Source organism: Sulfurimonas paralvinellae (assembly GCF_014905135.1).
GTDB classification, from domain to species: Bacteria; Campylobacterota; Campylobacteria; order Campylobacterales; family Sulfurimonadaceae; genus Sulfurimonas; species Sulfurimonas paralvinellae.
In genome coordinates this window covers 1027872-1051118 of sequence record NZ_CP041406.1, presented here as the reverse complement: position 1 = coordinate 1051118, position 23247 = coordinate 1027872, and the positions used below count along the sequence as shown (strand labels likewise).

The following is a 23247-nucleotide window of genomic DNA, read 5'->3' as shown; positions in this document are numbered from 1 at the left end:
AAAAATTTGAAGAAAAAAGATGTTATTACAATAACAGGTGCACGTGAAAATAATCTCAAAAATATTAATTTAACAATTCCAAAAAATGAGCTGATAGTCATGACTGGACTTAGCGGAAGCGGAAAATCTACCCTTGCCTTCGATACACTTTATGCAGAAGGGCAGCGCCGTTATATGGAGAGTCTCTCAAGTTATGCACGGCAGTTTTTAGACCGTGTCGGTAAGCCTGATGTCGATAAAATAGACGGATTGACGCCTGCCATAGCCATCGACCAAAAGACAACGTCGAAAAATCCACGCTCAACAGTCGGAACAATCACAGAGATATATGACTATTTGAGACTTTTATATGCGCGTGTAGGTATTCAGCACTGTCACAAATGCGGCAAAGAGATTTCACAGATGTCTGCGAGTGATATCATCAATGAAGTGGAAAAACTTCCAGAGGGAGCGAAGCTTGTCCTTATGGCTCCGCTGGTACGTGAGAACAAGGGTGCTTATGCCGATCTTATAGAATCACTCACACATAAAGGGTATGTAAGAGCGATGATCGATGGTGTGATGGTGCGGCTTGATGAAGAGATAGAACTATCTAAAACAAAAAAACATACGATTAAAGTCGTTATAGACAGAGTTGTTGTTAAGCCTGAAAACAAAGAGCGTATTGCATCTTCTGTGGAAAAAGCACTTAAAGAGAGTTATGGTGAGCTTGAGATTGATATTTTAAACCATGAAGAACTTGGTACAAAAGAGCATATTCACTACTCGGAACACAATGCCTGTTTTGATTGTAAAATCTCTTTTGATGAGCTTGAACCGCTCAGTTTTTCATTCAACTCTCCAAAGGGAGCCTGTAGTGAATGTGATGGACTGGGACTTCGCTATGCTCTGGATGTAGATAAGATCATCGATCCCGATCTCTCTATTGAAAAAGGAGCCGTTAAGATCGTATATGGCTTTAACAAAGGGTACTATTTTACTTTTCTAAAGGGATTTTGTGCAGCGAATGACATCGATATCACGGTGCCGTATTCAGAACTCCCGACACATCAGCAAAAAGCGATTCTTCACGGCGGCATCGAAGAGGTTGAGTTTCTGTGGAAAAAACATACGGTAAAGAGAGTCTTCCCCGGAATCATTCGTATCGCCTATGATATGTTCAAAGATGAAAAAGAGCTTGGTGATTATATGAGTGAAAAGGTTTGTAATGTCTGTGATTCACACCGCTTAAAACTTGAATCTTTGGCTGTAAAAGTGGCAGGCAAAGGGATAGCAGAACTTTTAGATATGCCGATAGCCCAGACATATAAGTTCTTTGAAAATGAAGAGAACTTTTCCTATCTTGACAAACAGCATGCACAGATAGCCCATCCTATTTTAAATGAGATACGTGAGCGTCTCTTCTTTCTCTATGATGTCGGTCTTGGCTATATTACACTTGGGCGTGATGCACGAACTATCTCCGGAGGTGAAGCACAGCGTATCCGTATCGCTTCTCAGATAGGTTCAGGGCTTACAGGTGTGATGTATGTGCTTGATGAGCCGAGTATCGGATTGCATGAACGCGATACTCTTAAACTCATTAAAACATTGAGAAGTCTGCAGGATAAAGGCAATACTGTGATCGTTGTCGAGCATGACAAAGAGACGATTGAAAATGCTGACTTTATTGTAGATATTGGTAAGGGTGCAGGAAAATTTGGTGGCGAGGTCGTTTTTAGCGGAAAGCTTGATAAACTCAAAAAAGCCAAAACATTGACAGCTGACTATCTCTACGGCAGAAAAAAGATCGAGTACTTTTACAGACGTCCTCAAGAGAAATGGATAGAGATAAAAAATGTCACGATTAACAATATAGAAAATTTAAGTACAAAAATTCCGTTGAATAATTTTGTCTGCATCACCGGTGTTAGCGGAAGCGGTAAAAGTTCTTTGATGCTGCAGACACTGCTTCCCGTAGCGCGTGAGCTGCTGAATCATGCGCGAAAGGTCAATAAAGTAGCCGGTGTGGAGATAAATGGGCTGGAAAATGTTGACAAAGTCATCTATCTTGATCAAAGTCCTATAGGACGAACACCAAGAAGTAATCCAGCAACCTATACAGGCGTTATGGATGAGATACGTAATCTTTTTGCACAGACAAAAGAGAGCCAGATCCGCGGTTATACGGCCTCTCGTTTTAGTTTTAACGTCAAAGGCGGGCGCTGTGAGAAGTGTCAGGGTGAAGGTGAGATAAAGATCGAGATGCACTTTTTACCAGATATAATGGTCAAGTGTGACAGCTGTAAAGGCAGAAGATACAATGACCAGACATTGGAAGTTTACTATAAGGGCAAAACTATCTCGGATGTGCTTAATATGTCTGTCGATGAAGCCTTTGAATTTTTCAAGCCTATTCCAAAGATTCACCAAAAGATGAAGACACTTGTGGATGTCGGGCTTGGGTACATTACTCTTGGTCAAAATGCAGTAACACTCTCAGGCGGGGAGGCACAGCGTATAAAGCTCTCCAAAGAGCTCTCACGCAAGGATACGGGAAAAACACTCTATATCCTTGATGAACCGACAACAGGACTGCATTTTGCCGATGTGGACAGATTAACAAACGTACTGCATAAATTTGTAGAGTTAGGTAACTCTGTACTCATTATAGAGCATAATCTCGATATGATCAAAAATGCTGACTATATCATAGATATGGGCCCTGAAGGGGGTTCAGGCGGAGGCTTGGTCATTGCTGAGGGTTCTCCAGAAAAATTAGCTAGTGAGCACAAGAAAACCGGTTCTTATACGGGTGAGTATTTAGAAAAAGAGCTGGCTTTACATACATAGAAGAAATTCATGTTATAATTGAACATCGTTAAAAATTGGTAGAGTGTATGAAGAAAAAGTTTGATATTTTAGTTGTCGATGATGTGAGTGAAAATATCAAGATAGCCATTGGTATTTTAAAAAATGATAACTATAATTTTTCTTATGCTTTGAGTGGAAAATCAGCGATAGAGATACTCAAAACAAAGCGTTTTGATCTTATCTTGCTTGATGTAATGATGCCTGAGATCGACGGTTTTACACTTTGTAAGATGATTAAGAAAACGCCTGCACTTCAAGATATTCCCATTATCTTCGTTACTGCTGTCGCTGAAATAGAGTATATGCAGGAGGGATTCAAGCTCGGTGCTGTGGATTATGTAACAAAGCCGTACCACTCTGTAGAACTAAGAGCACGTGTGGCAAATCATCTTGAACTTTACAGATACAGAAAAGAGTTGAAGTACCATAATAAAGAGCTCACGCGTGATATTCAAAATGAACGTGATCAGCATTTAGCAGAGTTGGAGCTGGCCCAAAAAGAGATCATAGATATACTTTCAGAAATCATTGCTTCAGACAGTGGTGAAACGGCAGAACATGTAAAGCGTGTTGCCGATATATCCAAAGAACTTGCTATACTCGAAGGTAACCTTTCTGCTCAACAAATCCATACAATTTATTTTGCTTCACCGCTACACGACATTGGAAAAGTGATTATTGATAAATCGATAGTACATAAAAATGCGAAATTGACCGATGAAGAGTTCGATGTAATGAAAAAACATCCGTCCTACGCACTTAATATACTCAGTAAGTCCAAAAGTGAACTTATAAAAGCGGCTGCTATTATTGCTTATGAACATCATGAAAACTGGGATGGCAGTGGATATCCAAAAGGGCTGCAAGGAGAAGATATACATATTTATGGTAGAATTGTTGCAATAGCAGATGTTTTGGATGCTCTTACCCATAAACGTGCTTATAAAAAGCAGTGGAGCTTTGAAGATGCGGCACGTTACATAATAGACCTTGGCGGTAAAAAGTTTGACCCAAGACTGGTAACACTCTTTGAAAACAATCTCGAAGTATTTAAAGAATTGACACAAGAGGCATAAGGAAGTAATGATAAATATTTTTAAATCAAAGAAGAGTGATACCATTGCAGCTCTCGAAGATGAGATATATAATCTTAAAGCAAAAATATTAGATCAAGAGAAGATAATCCAGCATGCAACAAACAGTAATAGAGGCCGTTTGGCACTGGAGCAGATAAAAAAGATAGAATCACTTGAAGCAGAGGTGAAACGACAGCAAAAACGTGTCAAAGATGCCAAAGCTGTCGCTCAGGAAGCCCATCGGGTTAAGTCTGAGTTCTTGTCAAATATCAGACATGAAATTCGTACACCAATGAACTCTATTATTGTCTTTGCAGAACTATTGGTGCAGGAAACGCAAACACCGAAACTGCAGAATTATGCGAAAAATATTTACACCTCCGGAAAGAAACTTTTAGAAATGATAGATGACATCATCAATTTATCAAAAGTTGAAAGAGGAACATTTACGCTTGATGAAAAGCCTGTAGAGATCAAGACGCTTATTGGAAATATTGTAAAATTTCAAAGAGATGAAGCTGCACGAAAAGGCTTGGAATTCACACTTGATATTGATGCTGACTTGCCTGATTCGTTGATGCTGGATGAATCGAAGATAGAAGATATATTTACAAACTTAATAGAAAATGCTATTAAGTTTACTAAGAGAGGTTTTGTACATGTGAAGCTTCTTAAAAATGGCGAAGATATAGTAAAAAATGCTGTTAACATGACTTTAATTGTTGAAGACAGCGGAGTGGGAATAAATGAAGATGACAGAGAAAAGATTTTTGAGATATTTGAAAAATCCACTGTAAAAGATAAGACAGCAGGCATGGGACTGGGACTTTCAATTAACAAGCGAATGGCAAGAGAGATGAACGGTGATATTTATCTTGAACCAAAAGCAGGGGAAGGGTCAAAATTTGTTTTTACGATCAAGGACGTAGAGGTTGTACTGCCAAGTACAGAGTCTCAAGATTTTAATGCAGATATGATTGACTTTTCTCTCATTAGGCCTGAAGGTGGTACTATTATGGTGGTGGATGAGAATGCAGAAGTCAGAAATCTCATAAGAGACGTGTTTTTTGAAAGTGCTTTGAAAGTTCTTTCTTTTGATAATCCAAGAGATGCGATAGATACTTTGAAAAAGAGTGATGTCGACATGATATACATTGATATTGATATGCTTACAAGTGACGATAATGCAGTCTCGAAAATTTTAAGAGGTATCAGCCAGGCACCTGTAGTTACTTTAACAGATAAAAGAATCAAAGATATCGATCTGAGATCTTCAGCTGCAAAAATAGCAGGACACTTGAAAAAACCTTTGTTAAAATCTGAACTTTTCAAGGTCTCTTTACATGCCTTAAACAACACTAAACAGAGGCAGCATGCTTTGGTACTAGAAGATGAATCAATCTTTGATCATCTTGAAAGATCACAAGTTGAAGGTTTCCTTTCGCTTGCATCGAAACAATTAAACAGACTCTATGCCAATGCAAGTTCTACCAATGATCTTGAAGCCATTAGGGCATTTGCAAAAGAACTATTGAACGTTTCTCAAGAGTGTGATATAAAAGAGCTGGTTCAGTTTGCGGAAAAACTTCTTGTTAAGATCGATCTTTTTGAGATAGAAGCTATCAATACAATGCTGCAAGAATATAAAAGAAAAATTTCGTTGTTAAAAAAATCTATTGTATAATTCGACAAAAAATTAAAGGCTAAAAATGTCAGTATATGTTTTTGGACACAAAAATCCTGATAGTGACTCTATTGTAGGTGCTATCTCTCTCTCATATTTAAAAAACCAAGTCGAAGATGAAGCGTATATTCCTGCACGTCAGGGAGATATTTCTGCAGAGACAGAATTTATTTTACAAAACTTCGGTTATGCAGATAAAGTACCTGAATTAAAGACCTCTGTTGCCGGTGAAAAAGTATTTATCGTTGACTCTACAGATAGAGCGCATTTTCAAGATGATATTGATGAAGCAACTATTTTAGGAATTGCAGATCACCATAAACTCGGTGATATACAGACAAGTACACCACTTGAAGCATGGATACGCCCGATAGGATGCTCAAACACTGTTATTTACGAAATGTACAACTCTTATGGCGTTACAGTTCCTAAAGATATTGCAGGAATGATGATGCTTGCAATTTTAAGCGATACTGTCATCTTCCGCTCTCCTACATGTACAAAAATAGATACAAAAGCTGTGAAAGAACTAGCAGCCATTGCAGGTGTGGAAGATTATAAAAAGCTTGCTATGGAGATGTTCATCGTTAAATCCGCAGTTGACGGAGCGAGTGCAAGAGATTTAAACACGCGTGATTATAAAGAGTTTGACATGAACGGTACTAAAGTTGGTATCGGACAGCTTGAGATGGTAGACATTTCAGTTCTAGAGCCGCGTGAGGACGAATTACTTGAAGATATGCAGAAAATGAAAGAAGAGGGTGGTCTTCATACTGTCCTTATTCTTTTGACTGACATCATGAAAGAGGGCTCAAAACTGCTTGTTATCTCAGATGATGAAGCAAAAATCGAAAAAGCTTTTGATATAAAACTGCAAGACCATAAAGCATGGCTAGAGGGTGTACTCAGCCGTAAAAAGCAGGTCGTTCCTTTCGTTCAACCACAGTTTTAGTCTTTTTTTTACGTAGTGTATAGCAGCTACATTATAAGCTGCTGTACTATTGATAAATAAGAACTATTCAGTATAAAGATATCGTTTGATCTTTTTCGTCGGTGTTTTAACAAAAGGTTCGATTTGCTCGATAAATTTGGTTATTTTTGAAAATGATGCAAGTTGTGTGTTGACCTCTGTACGCATATTTTCAAGATATTCAGCGATTTTCTCTCTTACTTCCGCATCCGGTGTATTATGTGCTTTAAACATTTTATCTATGAGTTCATAGTCTAAATGAATACGGGCGATGAGTTTGCCGTCTTGTTCCATAACTAGTGAATCAAGTACTGCTTCATTTTGATTGATAATAGCTTCAATTTGTTCAGGATAGATGTTTTCACCTCCTGGACCTATTATGACATTTTTGCTGCGCCCACTTATAAAAAGATAACCATCTTCATCAATATAGCCAAGGTCACCGGTCCGAAACCAGCCATCTTCAGTCATAACCTCTTTTGTCTGCTCTTCATCTTTGTAATATCCTAACATCACGCTTGGCGATTTGACTAAAATCTCTCCCTCACCGTTATGTGGATTCGGGTCATCAATTTTTACATCGACTCCAATCATTGGAAGACCGGTTGAACCTATTTTTATTTTGTATCCTATTCTTCCTCCGGCTATGAGTGGGGAGGTTTCAGTCAATCCATAACCGACAATATAAGGAAACTCTGCTTCTGCAAGAAAAGTCTCTACAAAAGGTGAGAGTGCCGCTCCGCCGATACCAAAGAATTTGAGCTTGCCGCCAAAGGTATCAATTAGTTTTTGACCTGCTATTTTGTTGAGCTTTCTGCGAATGAAAGGAATGTTGTACAAAAAACGCATCAATACAGAACCGGTAAAGTTCGGCAGTACCTTGTTTTTGTATATCTTTTCAATAATCAGCGGCACAGAAAGCATCATAGTTGGTTTAACAACACCAAAAGCTTTGATAAGAACATTCGGTGTCGGTGTTTTATCGATGTAGACGACATCGGCACCGTGTAAAATTGGGATTATCATGCCGACGGTACACTCCAATGTGTGTGCAAGTGGCAGTATGGAAAGAAAAGTGTCATTCGGTGTTATGGTAACATTTTTGTATGCACTCATGGCATTGGTCACAAGGTTTTTATGTGAGAGCATTACTCCCTTTGAATGCCCAGTTGTTCCTGATGTGTAAAGAAGTGCAGCCATATCGTCCTCAGATGGTTGAGGCAGTTCTTCTTTTGAAAATATCTTTCTTTTTAGTTTTGACATATAGCTATGGTTTGTTAGTTCATCAACCATACTCAAATCATCAAGTTTTATGACAAATTTCATGTTTGAATTTTCAAGTTCTTCTATTGTCTGGAGATACTTGTTAGAGACAAAAACGGCTTTCGCTTCGGAATGTCTGATAATATGCTGTACATCTGCCGGGTGAAAATCAGGAAGTATGGGAACGATTACAGCCCCAAAATAAGTGACACTGAAGTAAGCAATAGCCCAGTTCGGCATGTTTTCACTCAAGAGTGCAACTTTATCGCCTTTTTTTATACCATTCTCTTTTAAAAGTTTAATCATAGCCATGACATTGTCATAGAGTTCATTATATGTCATTGGCTCCTGAGCAACTTTTGAGAGAACTTTGTTCTCTCCGTAGAGCCTAACTGACCGGTTTAAAAGTGTTGGTAAAGTAAAAGTGTTCATACCTTCATATGGATACATCATATATAATCTCTTCTTTTGGAATAATTGAGTATTATTATACATAAATAATTTCTAATCAGGTAAAAGCATGAGCAGACGACACAAAAACAATGGACCAAAACGCGATACCGTTACTTTTACGACCAAAGATTTTCTGCCGACTACGCGTGCAGAGATGGATGAACGCGGATGGGACTATTGTGATGTCATTTTAGTCAGTGGCGATGCTTACATCGACTCTCCTTTCATTGGGGTTTCTATGGTCGGTCGCATGCTTGAACGTATGGGCTATAAGGTCGGTATGATCGGTCAACCTGATATTGATAAACCCGATGACATCATGCGTCTTGGCGAGCCAAGACTCTACTGGGGTGTCAGCGGCGGTAGTGTTGACTCTATGGTAAGTAACTATACGGCAACAAAAAAGTTTAGAAACTCCGATGACTACACACCGGGAGGCAAGAACGATAAGCGTCCGGATCGTGCAGTACTCGTGTATACAAATCTTATCCGCAGATATTTTAAAAACACCGTACCGATTGTTCTAGGCGGCATTGAAGCCTCTTTGCGACGTGTGACGCATTATGACTATTGGCAGAATAAATTGAAAAAACCTATTTTATTTGACTCAAAGGCGGATGTGATGATCTACGGCATGGGAGAGATTGCGCTCGAGCAGTTAACGCGTGCTATAGAAGAAAAAAGAGATTATACGGATATACGAGGTATCTGCTACATATCCAAAGAACCGGTATATGAATATATTCAGCTTCCTTCACATCAGGAGTGTTTGGATGACAAAGAGAAGTATATTGATCTTTTTGATGATTTTTATGATAATAATGATCCCATCTCTGCAAAAGGTCTTTGCCAGCCTGTAGACAGTCGTTATCTTATACAAAATCCGCCGTGTGATTATCTCAATGAAGATGAGATGGATGCAAACTCCAATCTGCCTTTTACGCGTGAGCTGCATCCATACTATGCAAAAGACGGCAAAGTAAAATGTCTTGAGACCATCAAATTCTCTATCATGACACACCACGGATGCTGGGGTGAGTGTAATTTCTGTGCCATCGGAGTGCATCAGGGACGAACAATCCGAACACGAAGTGAAGATAACATAGTCAATGAAGCCAAAGAGTTTAACAAGTATAAAGATTACAAAGGTGTCATCTCTGATGTCGGCGGCCCTACGGCAAATATGTATGGCTATGAGTGTGATAAGAAGCTTAAAAAAGGAACATGCGACCATATGAAATGTGTCGATGCAGACAGACTCTGTAAAGCTATGCATGTCAATCATGATAGAAATATCAAACTATTGCGCCGTGTGAGAGAAGTGGAAGGTGTAAGGCATGCTTTTGTGGCAAGCGGTATTCGTTATGACCTGATAAACGCTGATAAAGCGCATGGGTACAGTTACCTAAAAGAGATGGTAAAGCATCATATATCGGGACAGATGAAAGTCGCTCCTGAACATACGCAGCAACATATATTGCAATTGATGGGAAAACCCGGCAAGGAAGAACTTGTCAAATTTAAACATCTCTATGACAGAATGAACAAAGAAGAGGGAAAAAATCAGTTTCTCACGTACTATCTGATCGCGGCACACCCAGGCTGTAAAGAGAGTGACATGAAAGAGCTTAAACGCTTTACAAGTGAAGAGTTGAAGATGAATCCTGAGCAGGCACAGGTCTTCATCCCGACACCAGGAACCTACTCAGCTGTAATGTACTACACAGAAATGGATCCAAAAACACGACAAAAGATCTTTGTAGAGAAAGATACGAAACGTAAAGAGAAACAGAAACAGATTGTTGTGAAGAAAGATTGTTTCAAGTCTGGTTTTGCTTCTTAATCTTTAATGATGGAAGTCGCTGTAACAAAGATATAATCTTTTCCTGTGATGGTTACGCGAAACTTCTTTTGTTGTAGATATTTTTTTGCAAAGTTGACATCTTTATAAAGATTGGACATTTCACTAAAAGGATAGTTCTTCATCTTCGCTCCATATATCATCTCTCCATCTATCCATCGACAGTTCGGCCAGCCGAGTATCATCGCGCCTTTGCGTGAGAGCTGGTTTTGAACAATGGACATGAGAAGTTTGTTGTACTCTAAGTTTGAGCTTTGCAGCGTGCCTATAGTGATAATAAGATCGAACTCTCCAAGATTCAATTCATTTAAATTATTGATGTCGGCACAGAGAAGTTTTACATTGGTGTCATCTTGGAATTTTTTTTGAGCATCTTTAATGGCAGAGGCACAGTAATCAATGCCTATAATTTCCATATCTCTAAAATTTTCACTCATTGTTTTGATAAGTTCAAACTCATCGCCGCTGTTTATGCCGAGGTTTAAAATACGTTTGCGTGAGGAGAGATTGATATTTTTCAAGGCTTGCATGAAGTAGTGTAAAAATCCCGCCTCTTCATTTTTGTGTATGTGAGAAAAGATGGAATCACTACCGTATTTTTCTTCTTCATCAGCATTGGTTGTGTGAAAGCTGTCAGAACTCAGCTTTTCATAGCGAATTAGAACGAAGTTTTTATCTATTGGCTGTGGCGTGAGCATTTTGCATTTAAGTTGATGCGCCAGATCTATCCATGTTTTATAACCGCGATAAATGGCATTTTCACCATCTATACAAATCTTTGTTCCATTGTATGTAGCATAAGTAATATCGGGATTGACAACCATGAACTCTATGATATCTTTTGGCTTTCGTTCTTGAAGTATGTTGTTAAGTTCTGCCATAATGGTCGTTAAATGAGAAGTGTGTAGTTTTATCATAAATCTCTTTAGCGCAAAAAATGTTCCAACTTTTTCTTTTTCTTACATTTCTTTCAGTTTAATTACTCTACAATAACTAAAAATTATTTGGAAACTCAAAGAATGCGAATAGATAAATTTTTAAATTCTGTCAATATTACCAAACGGCGTTCCGTTGCACAGGATATGCTTGCAAATGGTGTTGTCGAGATAAACGGTGTTGTCGCGAAACCGAGTAAAAACGTAGAAGTTGGTTCTATCATCACCATCAACTATCTTAAAGAGCCAAAACGTTATGAAGTTTTGCAAATTCCCACAACAAAATCAACCCCGAAATCATTGCAACATGAGTATATAAAGGAGCTTTCATGAATTACGCAGAGGCAAAAGAGAAATTCACTGCACTTTTTGAGCATCAAATGAGCGATGATGAGATGCGTGAGTTTCTCCTCTCTATGGAGTTGAATGAAAATACTCCGGTCGAGTCTATTGCCGCAGCAGCAGAAGTGATGCGTTCTTTTGCCATCTCTTTGCCAATCAGTGAAGAGCTGCGTGAGCGTGCCATAGACATTGTAGGGACAGGAGGCGATAAGATAGGCTCTTTTAATATCTCTTCAACGACCTCTATTCTGACAGCAGCATGTGGTGCAACAGTTGCCAAGCATGGAAACCGTTCTATCACCTCCAAAAGCGGTTCTGCCGATGTTTTGGAAGCGTTTGGTATTAAACTTGATCTGAGTGTGGAACAAAATGCAAGGCTTCTTGAAGAAGTAGGATGGTGTTTTATGTTCGCACAAAATCATCATCCTGCTATGAAGTTCATTATGCCTGTGCGTAAATCCATTGATAAAAAGACAGTTTTCAATGTACTTGGTCCGCTTACCAATCCGGCAAATATCAAAAAATATATGCTTGGCGTATTTGACAAAGCTTTTGTGCCGAAAATGGCAGAAGCACTCAAGATAAACGGTGCAAGTTCTGCACTTGTCGTCAGTTCACAAGAGGGAATGGATGAGATAGGTATATCTGGCATCTCTCACGCAGTGCGATTGCAAGGTGGTAAACTTGAAGCAATGGAGATAAATCCTGAAGATTATGGACTTAAGATCGCACCTCTTGAAGCTATTGCCGGCGGTGATGCAAAAGAAAATGCAAAAATTATGCTCAATATCTTCGATAATTCTGCTACAGATGCACAGCGTGATATCGTTCTTTTAAATACCGCAGCATCTTTGATGGTTGAAGGTATGGCGCGTGACATTCAAGATGGGCTTGAGATGGGAAGAGAAGCCCTTGGCAATGCAAGAGCAAAGAAAAAACTCAAACAGATAGTGGAAACTTCAAACAAGCTATGAAGAAAGTTTATGAGTTAGAGCTGCGTGAGCTTGACGGATTCGTTAAGGATGTGTTGAGTGAGTTCAGTGGGGGCGTTATAGTTTTGCGTGGTGATTTGGCCGCAGGAAAGACTACACTTGTAAAAGAGTTTGCAAAACAACTTGATTGCAGCGAAGAAGTGACATCACCTACCTTTTCACTGCAGCAGTGTTATGGTGAGAAGATTTTTCATTATGATATTTATAATCATGGCTTAGAACACTTCATCTCACTTGGGATGCTCGAAGAGCTTGAGAAAGATGGCCTGCATTTCATAGAGTGGGGTGATGAAGCTCTTATAGAGCTCTTGGAGTCCGTAGGTATAGATGTGATGAGTATAGATATTAACAAGATTTCAGATAAAGCAAGAGAGTACAGCGTATGCATACATTAAAAGCAGAAAATTTAAAGAAAAAGATAAAAGATTTAGAGATAGTCAAGGGGATGAGCCTTGAAGTTCACAGTGGTGAAGTAGTGGGGCTGCTTGGACCAAATGGAGCAGGGAAGACAACAACTTTTTATATGATATGCGGTCTTGTTGAAGCGAGTGACGGAAAGGTTTTTTTTGATGGTGAGGATCTCATAGGAATGCCGCTGCATCAGCGTGCACGCAAGGGTATCGGCTATCTGCCGCAGGAGGCTTCCATCTTTAAAGATCTCAGTGTAGAAGACAACTTACTGATAGCTGCAGAGGTTGGCATCAAAGATAAAGAGGAACAGGAAAAACGGATAGTTGAACTTTTGGACATGTTCAATATCGAACCGATTCGATACCGTAAAGGTATCAGTCTCTCAGGTGGAGAGAGACGTCGTGTCGAGATTGCCCGTGCTCTTGTGAATAAACCGAAATTCTTGCTGCTCGATGAACCGTTTGCAGGAGTGGATCCAATAGCTGTGATGGATATTCAAAAGGTCATTCATCAGCTTGTTTCTTATGATATCGGTGTATTGATTACAGACCATAATGTACGTGAGACACTTGATGTCTGTGACAGAGCCTATGTTATTAAATCCGGCGAGTTGTTAGCAAGCGGAACAAGTGAGGAAATAGGACAAAATTCTGATGTTCGTAAGCACTATCTTGGCGAGAGCTTTAAGCTGTAGGCTGGTTAGAGTAAAATATGGGAGCATTACGGCAGACGCAATCAGTTGAGAGCAAACACAAACTCTCAAACACGCTGCGCAACTGGTTGCCGATTTTGCACTCATCGCTTTCAGACCTTCCTGAAGCGATGGCTCCCTTTGTTGAAGCCAATCCTGTTGTGGAACTAAAGAATGGCTATGAAGAAGATTTCGAGAAAAAGATTCCAAAAAAGATCATTTCAGGTGCTGTCAGTAACTCCAGAACAGAGCAGATTGAAGCACTTACCATACAATCACGTTCTCTTTTTGAAATACTTGATGAACAGCTTGGTGCACCGCTTTTCCCTACGCCGATCTCCCAAAAGATAGCACTTTTTGTTGTGGAAAATCTTGATGAAAATGGTTACTATGAGGGTGACACAGAGACATTTTGCCAAACGCATGCTATAGAGAGTGATACATTTGAGAAAGTTCGTCAGCGTTTTGCTCATGTAGAACCTATTGGCATTGGAGCAAAAGACCTTGCAGAATCTTTTTTGTTTCAGCTTGACAATGCTGAAATAAGTGACAGCGCCTATGCTTTGGCACTGAAAGTCATCAATAATATGCAGGAGATTCACAGCTATTCGTCTGAGGAGCGTTTTGCAGAGGTTATACACGTTATATCAACTTTTAAAAATCCTCCAAATATTGAGTATCAAGAAGATTCTGCTCAGATTGTTCCCGATCTCATGATATACTTCAATGACGATAACGAGATAGAGGTTAAGCTCAATGATGCTTACTATCCTACTATTAATATCGATGCAAATTATGGTGTAGAGCATGATTTTGTCAAAGAGAAGATAAAAGAGGCAAAAAGTCTTGTCGATGCATTAGATATGCGTAAAGCGACACTCTATAAGGTAGGGCTTATGATAGTCGAGTATCAGTATGACTTTTTTTGCGGCGGGCAGATCATGCCGCTTACACTCAAAACGCTTGCTGATGAGTTTGGACATAACCCCTCGACCATCTCACGTGCTATAGCAAATAAGTACATCGCCTGTGACAGAGGTGTGCTTGCAATGAAAGAGTTCTTTACGACGGCCATTGACGATGATGTGAGTAATGCGGCTATCAAAGAGTATCTCATCTCTCTTGTGAAAGAGGAGAGTCATGCCAAGCCTTTGAGTGATATGAAACTTTTAGAGAAGATAGAGGCGAAGTTCAAAGTAAAAATGGTACGCCGTACCATTGCCAAGTATAGAAAACAGCTCAATATCGCCGGTTCATCTGAGCGAAAAAAGCTATATCAGCTTGGTGGATAGAAAAGTTATAAAATAAAAATCAGGAGAATAAAAAATGGTAAAAGAGATAGTAAAGTATCCGACAACACCAAGTCTGGAGTTCGGCGGGAATATTCGTCATTTTGATGAGAGTCTGTTTGAGCTGATTCAGGATATCAAAGATACGATGGAAGCGAATGATCTCAATGCTCTTGCCGCATTTCAGATAGGCTCACCGTATGCGGTCATTCTTATCAAAAAAGAAGACGGCAGTTATCTTGAAATTATCAACCCTCGAATCATTAAACGTGAAGGGGTTATAGAACCGATTGAGACTACAGCTTACTTTCCCGGTCTTTCAGCCAAAACAAGACGCTATGAAAAGATAAAGCTGATGTATGAAGATAGAGAAGGTAAACAGCAATTTTTGGAGGCTGACGGAGATCTCTCAATTACGATTCAGCGTAAGATTGATTATGTATTTGGTTCAAATTTTCGCATACGTCTCAATGATGAAGAACGTAAGCTTTTTGATTCCAAGTTGGAGTTTGGTACTGATGCCATTATGGACAATGGCTGCCCAACCGTTTTTAAACGAGACAGGATATTACAGCTTTTTCGAGTCCTGTTCATATCAGCAATTATCGGGTTGATCGGCAGTTTTTTTGTCTCACCCGAAACATTGGAAACTTTGAAAAGTGTTGAGAACTATCTGATGCTTTCCATGCTTGGATTAGTCGTTGTTTATTTCTTTTATGCACAGTATGAAGGAAGACAGTATAAAAACTGCAGCTCCTGCCAGATAGGAAATATCATAGGAACAAGTGCCATCGAACTTACAAAACTTTTGGCACTTTTTATTGCAAGTTATTTTATACTCTAAGGAATCTAAGAGATGGCATATAACTTAAAGGATAAGCTTGTTGTCGCTGTAAGCTCACGGGCACTTTTTGATCTTGAAGCCGAAAATGAGATTTTTGAAAAAGAGGGCTTGGCAGCATATTATAAGTATCAGCTTGAAAATGAAGATACGCCTTTGCAAAAAGGGACAGGTTTTCGTTTGATCGAAAACCTTTTGAAGATAAACAACCATTTTCCAAAAGATGAACGACAGGTCGAAGTTATCGTCCTCTCTAAGAACAATGCCGCTATCAGTCTGCGCATTACAAAAGCCATAAGTAAATATAACCTCGAGATAATTCGCTCAGGGTGGACAAGCGGACGTGATATATCAAACTATCTCAATGCTTTTAAAGTCGATCTTTTTCTTTCTGCAAGTGATAAAGATGTTGTCAACGCTATACAAAACGGTGTTGCGGCTGCTAAAATACTGCCTTCTCACGCAGATGTAAATCACTCTCTCGGTGATCAGGTTCGTATTGCCTTTGACGGTGATGCTGTTTTATTCTCTGAAGAGTCTGAACTCATCTACAAAAAAGAGGGTCTGGAAGCTTTTATAGAACATGAAAAAAAGAATGCCAACAATCCGCTTCAAAAAGGACCGTTTGCGAAACTGCTGCTTATCATCGCTTCCATCCAGAAAAAATTCGAAGATGAACGCTCACCGATAAGAACGGCACTCATAACGGCTAGAAATGCACCGACACATGAACGGGTCATACAAACATTGAATGTCTGGGGTGTACGTATAGATGAAGCCTTTTTCTTGGGCGGTACGGATAAATATGAAGTACTTGAAGCTTTTGGCGCAGATATTTTCTTTGATGACCAGGATGTACACCTTGACCTTTCATCCTCAGTTGTTCCCTCAGCAAAGGTTATTCAAGAAAAAATCGACGAAGCTTCGCACTAAGACCTTTTGGCTTTTTCTTTTGTTGCTCGATAACTTCATGGACTTTATGTTGATTTTTTACCCTTACAAGCTGATCTTGAAGATATTGCAATGCCATTTTTGTAAATTTTGGATGAAAATTATTCATAGTCTAGAATCTTGTTTATCTCATGCATAGCATCATCATTTTTCAGGCTGAACTTTATCTCTATTCTGCGTGAGGCACTTTTGTCTTCTTTACCGTTTTTATCTTTTACCGTATCAAGGTAAGAGCGCCCGCTTGCCACTAACAGAGGCGTTAAATTGTTCTTTTTTGTAAAATGAAGCGTAAGCAGGTAGTTCATAACTGCATAGGCTCTTTTTTGAGAAAGATTGAGGTTGAAAAGATAACCACCGTCACTGTCGGTATGTCCTTCGATGATGATTCTGTCAATATGATCTTTTATGTATCTGTTGGCAGTAAGCGCGCCTACATAGTTGATAAAAAGTTTTTTCAGCTCTTTTTTTGCACTCTCTTTGAGATGCGCGCTTCCCTTGTCAAAAAGAATGTTCGAGGAGAGACGTAAAGAGCCGTTATGGGGATCTATCTCAACTTTGTCTTTAAGAGCGCGTTTGAGTTCAGAAATAACTTTTATTTTAATACCAGTCAGATTTTTTATCTGCGCTTTTTGTTTTTGTAGTTTTGCAATAAGTGCATCGTATTTTGTCTCTTTTTGTTCTATAAGTTTTAAGAGATTGAGAAGTTTTTTCTCTTGCAGTTGCAGGGTGTCATCTTTTTTCGTCAGTTCATTGGAGAGAATAAGTACCTTGTTCTCGTAGTTTTGCAGTTTATCATTTTGTTCTTCAATGGTAGCATTCGATTCACTGAGAAGATTCTGCATAATGATGATTTTATTGTTGAAGTCATCTATTTTCATATTCTGTGAAAGCAGAATGTTGTTAAGATTTTCAATCTCTTTGGCTTTGAGTTCAAGTGCATCTTTACTCAGGAGCAGTTCGTTGGTTGTAGCATTGAGTTCGACACTTCTTTTGGCTAAAAGGGCTTTGAGTTTTTGGAGTTCCTTGTCACGCAGGAGCAGCATCTGTGTTGAGCTTTCAAGCGAGTTCTCTTTGGAATCGAGATTTGTTTTAAGAATGATGGACTTTACGACAATAGCACCTATGAGTAAAATAAAAACAAAAAGCAGTCCGGCCATTAAGTCTGCATAGGATATCCAGAAGTTTGTCTCATCCTTGTTTTTGTCGTTAAAGAGCATTTACTTCACTTTGCCTGCCGTGTCTGCAACGAGTTTGTGATACCTGGCTATGGAGTTTTGCACTTCTTGGCTTTCCAATGAGACATGTGTGGCAAAATCTGCAAGCTTGATGACTATATCGCCAATCTCTGTATCGATTCTTTCAAAAGTTCTACTGAGTGAATTTTCAAGCTGAGCATTGTAGACTTTGACATTTTTTTCCAAGCTGCGTGTTGCTACCGTAAAGTCAACAAGTGCTTTGTCAATGTGATTTTGAGCACTGAGTGCAGACTGACTGTGCTGCATCTCAGAGAGTGTCTTTGTCAGATGCTCGGAAACATTACTGAGCTGCTGCGTGAGATTGTTAAAACTTTTACTGGTATAGGAAACACTTTTTTCAAATGCTTCAAGCTGTTGCTGGGTTATCTCACGCACAAAGTCGAGATTGAGATTTTTTGTATAGTCAAACTGCTTATATTTGTAAATTTGAAGCTCGGAATCGCTCCAGATATTTTTAGAAAACTCTTCTTTAATTTTTTGAAGGTAATTATTGACTTTACTGAGTCCTCTTTTTTCAAAATAAGTCCAGATCAATGACAGCAAAATTCCATAAATCGATGCATAAAAAGCGGAACCGACACCGCTGAGCAGCAGTGATATCTCATGATCAAGCGCATCGGTGTCTTTTACAGAAAAATCCGGCATTGCAATTGCTATAGCTATAAAAGTACCTAAAATACCGAGCATCGGAAAAATGGAGGCTGCAACAGAAGCGAAGTTGTCATTTCTCACATCTTGATAGTAAGATTTTAAAAATTTATCAAGGTCAAAAACAGACTTAGTCTCTCCTTCTATTGACAAATTGTTTTTATCAAGTTCTGCATGAAGTTCATTGCCGAGTTTTAGATAACTCGAGCGAATCTTGCATATTGAATAGTTGGCATTATGTCTGATAAAAAGTAAAAAGGTAAGATAGATGAATCCAAGTATGACAGTAGCATGAAAAGGCACAAAAATGGGAAAAATTCCCATGTATCCTAACAGCATACTAATAAAAAAGAGTGTCGGAATAAAAGCTATGACTATGTAGTTAGCTATACACAGTGAAGAGTTGTATTTTGGGTGCATAAATTTCCTATTTTTTGCTATTTTGTAGCAATTTCAGTACCATCCTTATGAAAGCGTAAGGGTTCTCCTACGAGTCTGCCTTGAGAGTAGAGAGCCTTGAGAGCAAGGTTGCCGTTTTTATGCCACTCTTTATACTCTCCGTCGCGTTTTCCAAAACGATAATTCGTAGTACTTTTTTTATTGCCGTTATCGTACCATGTTCTTGTTTCTCCGTTTTGAATGTCATTTTTAAAATATGCAGAAGATTTTTTATAGCCGTTTTTATACCATGTTGTGACCTCTCCATCTTGCTTTCCGTCACGGAAGTAGGCGATTATTGCTTTATTGCCGTTTGAGAATTTTGCAATGTACTCTCCGTCCTGTTTACCTTTACGAAAGTAGGCGATTGTTTTTACATTGCCGTTTGCATACCATTCTGTAAGTCTGCCGTCAATCTTACCTTTATAGTAAGGAACGATTTTTTTCGTTTTTCCATTGTCAAAAAAGGTATATGCCTTGCCTGTAAAAGGGATATTGCTTTGTTTTTCATATACGATACCTTCTTTTTTTATAAGATGGGAAGCCTCTATGTTTTTTGCCATAAGCAGGGAAGTAAAAAGTGCCATTGCTAAAGAAATGAAAATGATTTTTTTCATACTACAACCTTTTGAAAGTTTATTTTCTTGTATACAAGCATAACAACTATTTGAAAAAAACTTTTACTAAAAGTATTATTTTTTATTATTTTTGTCACATTTGAGTAGTATCGTAATCATTTTGAGTATTATTTGAATAACAAATATTTTTCTTCCTAATTTTAGAAAGAATAATATAAAATAAGTTTATATATGTCCAAGAAAAATATTCCTATAAGCGGGACGAGACAAGTCATATATAAAAAGGCGGAAATAGATGGATATTAAATGAAAAATGCAAGAATAAAGAATATAGCAGGGTATTTATGTAAAGCTTTTTTACGTAATCCATTGACATCGATTTTAGCAATTGCAATACTGTCGCTTGGATATGTCTCTTTAGAGGTTATGCCGCGTGAGGAAGATCCTCAAATAGCGGTAAGCGGCGGTTCCATCATCGTTCCTATGCCTGGGGCATCTCCTGTAGAGGTTGATAATGCAGTTTTAAAACCGCTTGAGCGAAAGATAAGTGAAATAAAAGGTGTCAAGGATGTCTATTCCACAGCAATGCATAATGTAGGAATGCTCAATATACAATATAGAATAGGAGAAGACAGAGAAAGTGCCAACCTGAAACTCTACGATAAAGTGATGCAAAATATGGATTCTCTACCCGGTGGAGCGATGCAGCCACTTGTAAAGCCGTTTGATATTGATATAGATGTTCCTATCGTTACACTTGCCTTTTACAAGAAAAAAGATCTTGGTATAGATCATATAAAACTCTACAAGCTTATCAAAGATATACAGCAGGATATCAATGCAATTCAAGATATTTCCAAAACAACACTCAAAGGTGCCAAACGTCCGCAATTTAATGTTTTACTTGATCTTGACAAGCTCGCTGCGTATCATATTTCGATAGGGCAGGTCGTGCAGGCCATTCAGGCTATAGCAAAAAATTCACCTGAAGTTGATCTTCCAAGCAAAGATAACAGACTTGTGGTGTTTGGTGTTAAAAATGCCATTAATTCCATAGATGATTTACGAAATCTAATTATTGCAAAATATATGGGATCACTTGTGTATCTCAAAGACATAGCAAATGTAGAGTATTACTATGACATACAAAATTATAAAGAAGCTCTTGTCTCATACAAAGCAGATGGTCAGCCGCTCAGTGAAGCAAAAGACCAGGTTACAATGACCATCTCAAAACTCAAAGGAACCAATGCGGTTCATCTTGCTGAAAAAGTACTCGATCTGCTCAAAGAGTACGAGGAAAAACTTAATGATTACGGTCTTGGATATATTGTAACAAGAAACTATGGCGAGCGTGCCAATGAAGCTGTAAATGAACTTGTCCATCACCTGGTCATTACTATTGGTATTATTTCTCTTATTTTGATTCCTGCACTTGGATGGCGTGAGTCAATGGTTGTAACCATTGCCGTACCTATGATTTTGGCTGCAACACTTTTTATTGCTTTTATGACAGACCAGACTATTAACAGGATTACACTCTTTGCCTTTTTGCTCTCACTTGGACTGATTGTCGATGACGCTATTATCGTTATAGAAAATATTCACAGGCGAATGCACCTCAAAGAGACGGCTGAACAGAGTTTTGATCAGATAATCATAGAAGCCACCGATGAGATAGGACCATCAACGAACATAGCGACTATAGCTATTATGTTGACAATGATTCCGATGGCATTTGTCGGAGGAATGATGGGTCAGTTCATGCTGCCTATTCCGCTTAATGTGCCTGTGGCACTTGCAGTTTCACTGTTTGTAGCCTATGTATTTGCACCATTTTTAGCCAAAAAGTTCATTAAGCGTAAAAGAGGGGAGCATTAAATGAAGTTCAATATGGAAGAGACAGTTTATAATATTGTCAGTTCTAAAAAAAATCATCGTAAGGTTGGATTGATTGTTTTGTTTTTTCTCCTCTTCGCCGTTATGATGATACCGACGAAAATTGTTTTAGCAAAAATGCTTCCGGGCAAAAGTGCCAATACTTTTAGTATCTATGTAGATACGGCAACAAATTCAACAGTAAAGCAGACAAAAGAGGTTGTCGAGTGTGTTTTGCATACAATGCGAGATGAAGAGAATATTAAAAATATGGAGATGTTCATTGGGCAGGGTGCACCGCTTGATTATGCAGGACTGGTCAAAGGAAGTGCTTTTAAAGCATTGAAAAATCAGGCTGAGATAGTTGTGAACCTTACGGACAAGCATGAGAGAGAAGATCCTTCTTATATGATGGTGCATCGCCTGCGCCCAGTTGTTAAAAAAAGATGTGAGAATATTTACAAGTATACGCGTATTAAGTTTGTTGAGATGCCTTCAGGTCCCCCGACATATGCTACGATAGTGGTTAATCTTTTTGGAAAAGATACTTTTTTACTGCGTGAGGTTTCAAAAACTGTTAAAGAGGCGCTAAAAGAGACAGAAGGGTTGGTTGATGTGGATGTTTTACAGGACAATATCTTTACAAAGTATGAAATACTGCCAAATGTTGAAAAGATACTAAACTCCAATCTCTCCATTGAACAGGTCAGCAATATTCTTTATCTTGCATTCAAAGGAAATGTTGTCGCAACCAAAAACTCAACAATTCAGCAAGATCAGATTCCTATCTATGTGGCGCTTGATGGAAAAACACGTCTTTTGGCACATTCTAGCAAAGAAGATCTTGAGTTAAAACTTTCAAGACTAAAACTTTTAAACAGACAGGGCATGATGGTTCCCGTGAGAGAAGTTGTGACAATAGTTCCAACAGTAGGCGATCCGACAATTTACAAAAAAAATATGCACTATAGAGTGGCCGTTACTGCAGAGTGTGATATGGTTTCTCAGGTCTATCCGTTAATGGACGCGCGTGAGCTAATGATTAAAAAGCTTTCAAAACGTTTTGATATAGAGCGGCTAACAGGGATGAGCACATATATGTTCGATCTTATGCTCACGGAAAAAAAGACAGGTGAAAAAATCTTAGTTCGATGGGATGGAGAGATGAAAGTCTCACTTGATACGTTCCGTGATCTTGGAGGTGCATTTATCGCGGCACTTATTCTAATGTTCTTGCTCATGGTTGTATACTATAAATCTTTTGCACTCAGCGGTATTGTATTGGTTGGAAGCTTTCTTTCTATCATTGGTGTGATAATAGGACATTTTCTTACAGATCAAATCAGTCTGTTACTGAGTGATGTGCATTTTTATCTCACAGCGACCTCATTGATTGGATTTATCTCTTTGATGGGTATCAGTGCAAGAAGTTCACTTCTGCTCATAGATTTTACACGTTCATTAATAGTAAGCGGTGTGGAAAAACACCGTGCTATTGCTATTGCAACAGCAACACGTTCAAAGCCTATTATGCTGACGGCTATTGCTATTATTTTAGGTTCACTTCTTTTGGCAACAGACCCTATTTTTGGTGGACTTGGAATAGCTCTTATCTTTGGAAGTGTGGCCGCTACACTTGTATCGCTCTTTTATATTCCTGTGCTTATGGCAAAGACCGATGCAGTATGTCCTTCAAAAGACGCTCCGTGCGAGATTGGAGAGGGAAGCGACGGATCAGATGTTGATCTTGAAGAAGTGCCGCCTATGGTACCGCAAAGTGAGGATTGAAAAAAATAAAAATATGCTACTATTTCAAAAATTATTTTTGAAGGTATAT

Annotated in this window: 20 protein-coding genes; 14 read left to right on the top strand and 6 right to left on the bottom strand. The window is 38.8% G+C overall.

Features of this window, described 5'->3' with window-relative positions; all coding sequences use genetic code 11:
- The first annotated feature begins 6 nt into the window (after window positions 1-6).
- Genes uvrA through FM071_RS05465 form a run of 4 tightly spaced genes read left to right on the top strand, consistent with a single transcriptional unit; the run spans window position 7 to window position 6565 of the window.
- The gene (uvrA, locus tag FM071_RS05480; protein ID WP_193109664.1) at window positions 7-2832 is read left to right on the top strand and encodes an excinuclease ABC subunit UvrA; all 2826 of its coding nucleotides are present in this window, start codon (window positions 7-9) and stop codon (window positions 2830-2832) included.
- A gap of 47 nt (window positions 2833-2879) precedes the next feature.
- On the top strand, window positions 2880-3929 hold the full coding sequence (locus FM071_RS05475) for an HD domain-containing phosphohydrolase (protein WP_193109663.1): 1050 nt from the start codon (window positions 2880-2882) through the stop codon (window positions 3927-3929).
- 7 nt (window positions 3930-3936) lie between these two features.
- Complete coding sequence (locus FM071_RS05470; RefSeq protein WP_193109662.1) at window positions 3937-5613, top strand: ATP-binding response regulator; 1677 nt, start codon at window positions 3937-3939, stop codon at window positions 5611-5613.
- A 25-nt stretch (window positions 5614-5638) separates the two neighbouring features.
- On the top strand, window positions 5639-6565 hold the full coding sequence (locus tag FM071_RS05465; protein ID WP_193109661.1) for a manganese-dependent inorganic pyrophosphatase: 927 nt from the start codon (window positions 5639-5641) through the stop codon (window positions 6563-6565).
- Between the two features lie 63 nt (window positions 6566-6628).
- Here the strand turns inward: FM071_RS05465 and FM071_RS05460 are convergent, their stop codons facing one another.
- On the bottom strand, window positions 6629-8299 hold the full coding sequence (locus FM071_RS05460) for an AMP-binding protein (protein WP_193109660.1): 1671 nt from the start codon (window positions 8297-8299) through the stop codon (window positions 6629-6631).
- 67 nt (window positions 8300-8366) lie between these two features.
- On the opposite strand from FM071_RS05460, the gene FM071_RS05455 reads away from it, so the two are divergent.
- Window positions 8367-10142: a YgiQ family radical SAM protein gene (locus tag FM071_RS05455; protein WP_193109658.1), complete on the top strand. Its 1776-nt coding sequence runs from the start codon at window positions 8367-8369 to the stop codon at window positions 10140-10142.
- Here the strand turns inward: FM071_RS05455 and FM071_RS05450 are convergent.
- Entirely contained in the window at window positions 10139-11077 is a 939-nt protein-coding gene (locus FM071_RS05450) for a class I SAM-dependent methyltransferase (RefSeq protein WP_193109656.1), read from the bottom strand. The two genes, FM071_RS05455 and FM071_RS05450, sit on opposite strands and share 4 nt — an antisense overlap.
- A gap of 102 nt (window positions 11078-11179) precedes the next feature.
- On the opposite strand from FM071_RS05450, the gene FM071_RS05445 reads away from it, so the two are divergent.
- The 7 genes from FM071_RS05445 to FM071_RS05415 are packed head-to-tail and all read left to right on the top strand — an operon-like array spanning window position 11180 to window position 16594.
- Window positions 11180-11428, top strand: coding sequence for an RNA-binding S4 domain-containing protein (locus FM071_RS05445; protein ID WP_193109654.1), 249 nt, complete (start codon window positions 11180-11182; stop codon window positions 11426-11428).
- The gene (gene trpD / locus FM071_RS05440; protein WP_193109652.1) at window positions 11425-12411 is read left to right on the top strand and encodes an anthranilate phosphoribosyltransferase; all 987 of its coding nucleotides are present in this window, start codon (window positions 11425-11427) and stop codon (window positions 12409-12411) included. The genes FM071_RS05445 and trpD overlap by 4 nt, the downstream gene beginning before the upstream one ends.
- A complete protein-coding gene (tsaE, locus tag FM071_RS05435; RefSeq protein WP_193109650.1) occupies window positions 12408-12824 on the top strand; it encodes a tRNA (adenosine(37)-N6)-threonylcarbamoyltransferase complex ATPase subunit type 1 TsaE in 417 nt (138 codons plus the stop codon). The genes trpD and tsaE overlap by 4 nt, the downstream gene beginning before the upstream one ends.
- Window positions 12812-13534, top strand: a complete 723-nt coding sequence (gene lptB / locus FM071_RS05430; RefSeq protein WP_193109648.1) for an LPS export ABC transporter ATP-binding protein — start codon at window positions 12812-12814, stop codon at window positions 13532-13534. Before tsaE ends, lptB begins: the two co-directional genes overlap by 13 nt.
- Before the next feature lie 17 nt (window positions 13535-13551).
- The gene (locus FM071_RS05425; protein ID WP_193109646.1) at window positions 13552-14823 is read left to right on the top strand and encodes an RNA polymerase factor sigma-54; all 1272 of its coding nucleotides are present in this window, start codon (window positions 13552-13554) and stop codon (window positions 14821-14823) included.
- A gap of 34 nt (window positions 14824-14857) precedes the next feature.
- Window positions 14858-15664 (top strand): peptide deformylase, encoded by an 807-nt coding sequence (locus FM071_RS05420; protein ID WP_193109644.1) that lies wholly within the window; start codon window positions 14858-14860, stop codon window positions 15662-15664.
- A 12-nt stretch (window positions 15665-15676) separates the two neighbouring features.
- Window positions 15677-16594 (top strand): 5'-nucleotidase, encoded by a 918-nt coding sequence (locus tag FM071_RS05415; RefSeq protein ID WP_193109643.1) that lies wholly within the window; start codon window positions 15677-15679, stop codon window positions 16592-16594.
- On the opposite strand, the gene FM071_RS05410 is transcribed toward FM071_RS05415, so the two are convergent.
- From FM071_RS05410 to FM071_RS05395, 4 genes are read right to left on the bottom strand one after another with little or no spacing between them, the layout of a single operon-like run.
- Complete coding sequence (locus FM071_RS05410; RefSeq protein WP_193109641.1) at window positions 16560-16721, bottom strand: hypothetical protein; 162 nt, start codon at window positions 16719-16721, stop codon at window positions 16560-16562. The genes FM071_RS05415 and FM071_RS05410 overlap by 35 nt on opposite strands.
- Window positions 16714-17829 carry an OmpA family protein gene (locus FM071_RS05405; RefSeq protein WP_193109639.1) on the bottom strand — a complete coding sequence of 372 codons (1116 nt, stop codon included), beginning with the start codon at window positions 17827-17829 and terminating at the stop codon, window positions 16714-16716. The genes FM071_RS05410 and FM071_RS05405 overlap by 8 nt, the downstream gene beginning before the upstream one ends.
- Window positions 17830-18936 carry a MotA/TolQ/ExbB proton channel family protein gene (locus FM071_RS05400; RefSeq protein ID WP_193109637.1) on the bottom strand — a complete coding sequence of 369 codons (1107 nt, stop codon included), beginning with the start codon at window positions 18934-18936 and terminating at the stop codon, window positions 17830-17832.
- Window positions 18937-18953: 17 nt separating this feature from the next.
- Window positions 18954-19571 (bottom strand): toxin-antitoxin system YwqK family antitoxin, encoded by a 618-nt coding sequence (locus FM071_RS05395; RefSeq protein ID WP_193109636.1) that lies wholly within the window; start codon window positions 19569-19571, stop codon window positions 18954-18956.
- Between the two features lie 267 nt (window positions 19572-19838).
- Here FM071_RS05395 and FM071_RS10850 point away from each other — a divergent pair, with 267 nt between their 5' ends.
- Together FM071_RS10850 and FM071_RS10845 are read left to right on the top strand one after the other, a co-directional pair.
- The gene (locus FM071_RS10850) at window positions 19839-21413 is read left to right on the top strand and encodes an efflux RND transporter permease subunit (RefSeq protein WP_193109634.1); all 1575 of its coding nucleotides are present in this window, start codon (window positions 19839-19841) and stop codon (window positions 21411-21413) included.
- Window positions 21414-23198 (top strand): efflux RND transporter permease subunit, encoded by a 1785-nt coding sequence (locus FM071_RS10845; protein WP_347402242.1) that lies wholly within the window; start codon window positions 21414-21416, stop codon window positions 23196-23198.
- Window positions 23199-23247 lie beyond the last annotated feature (49 nt).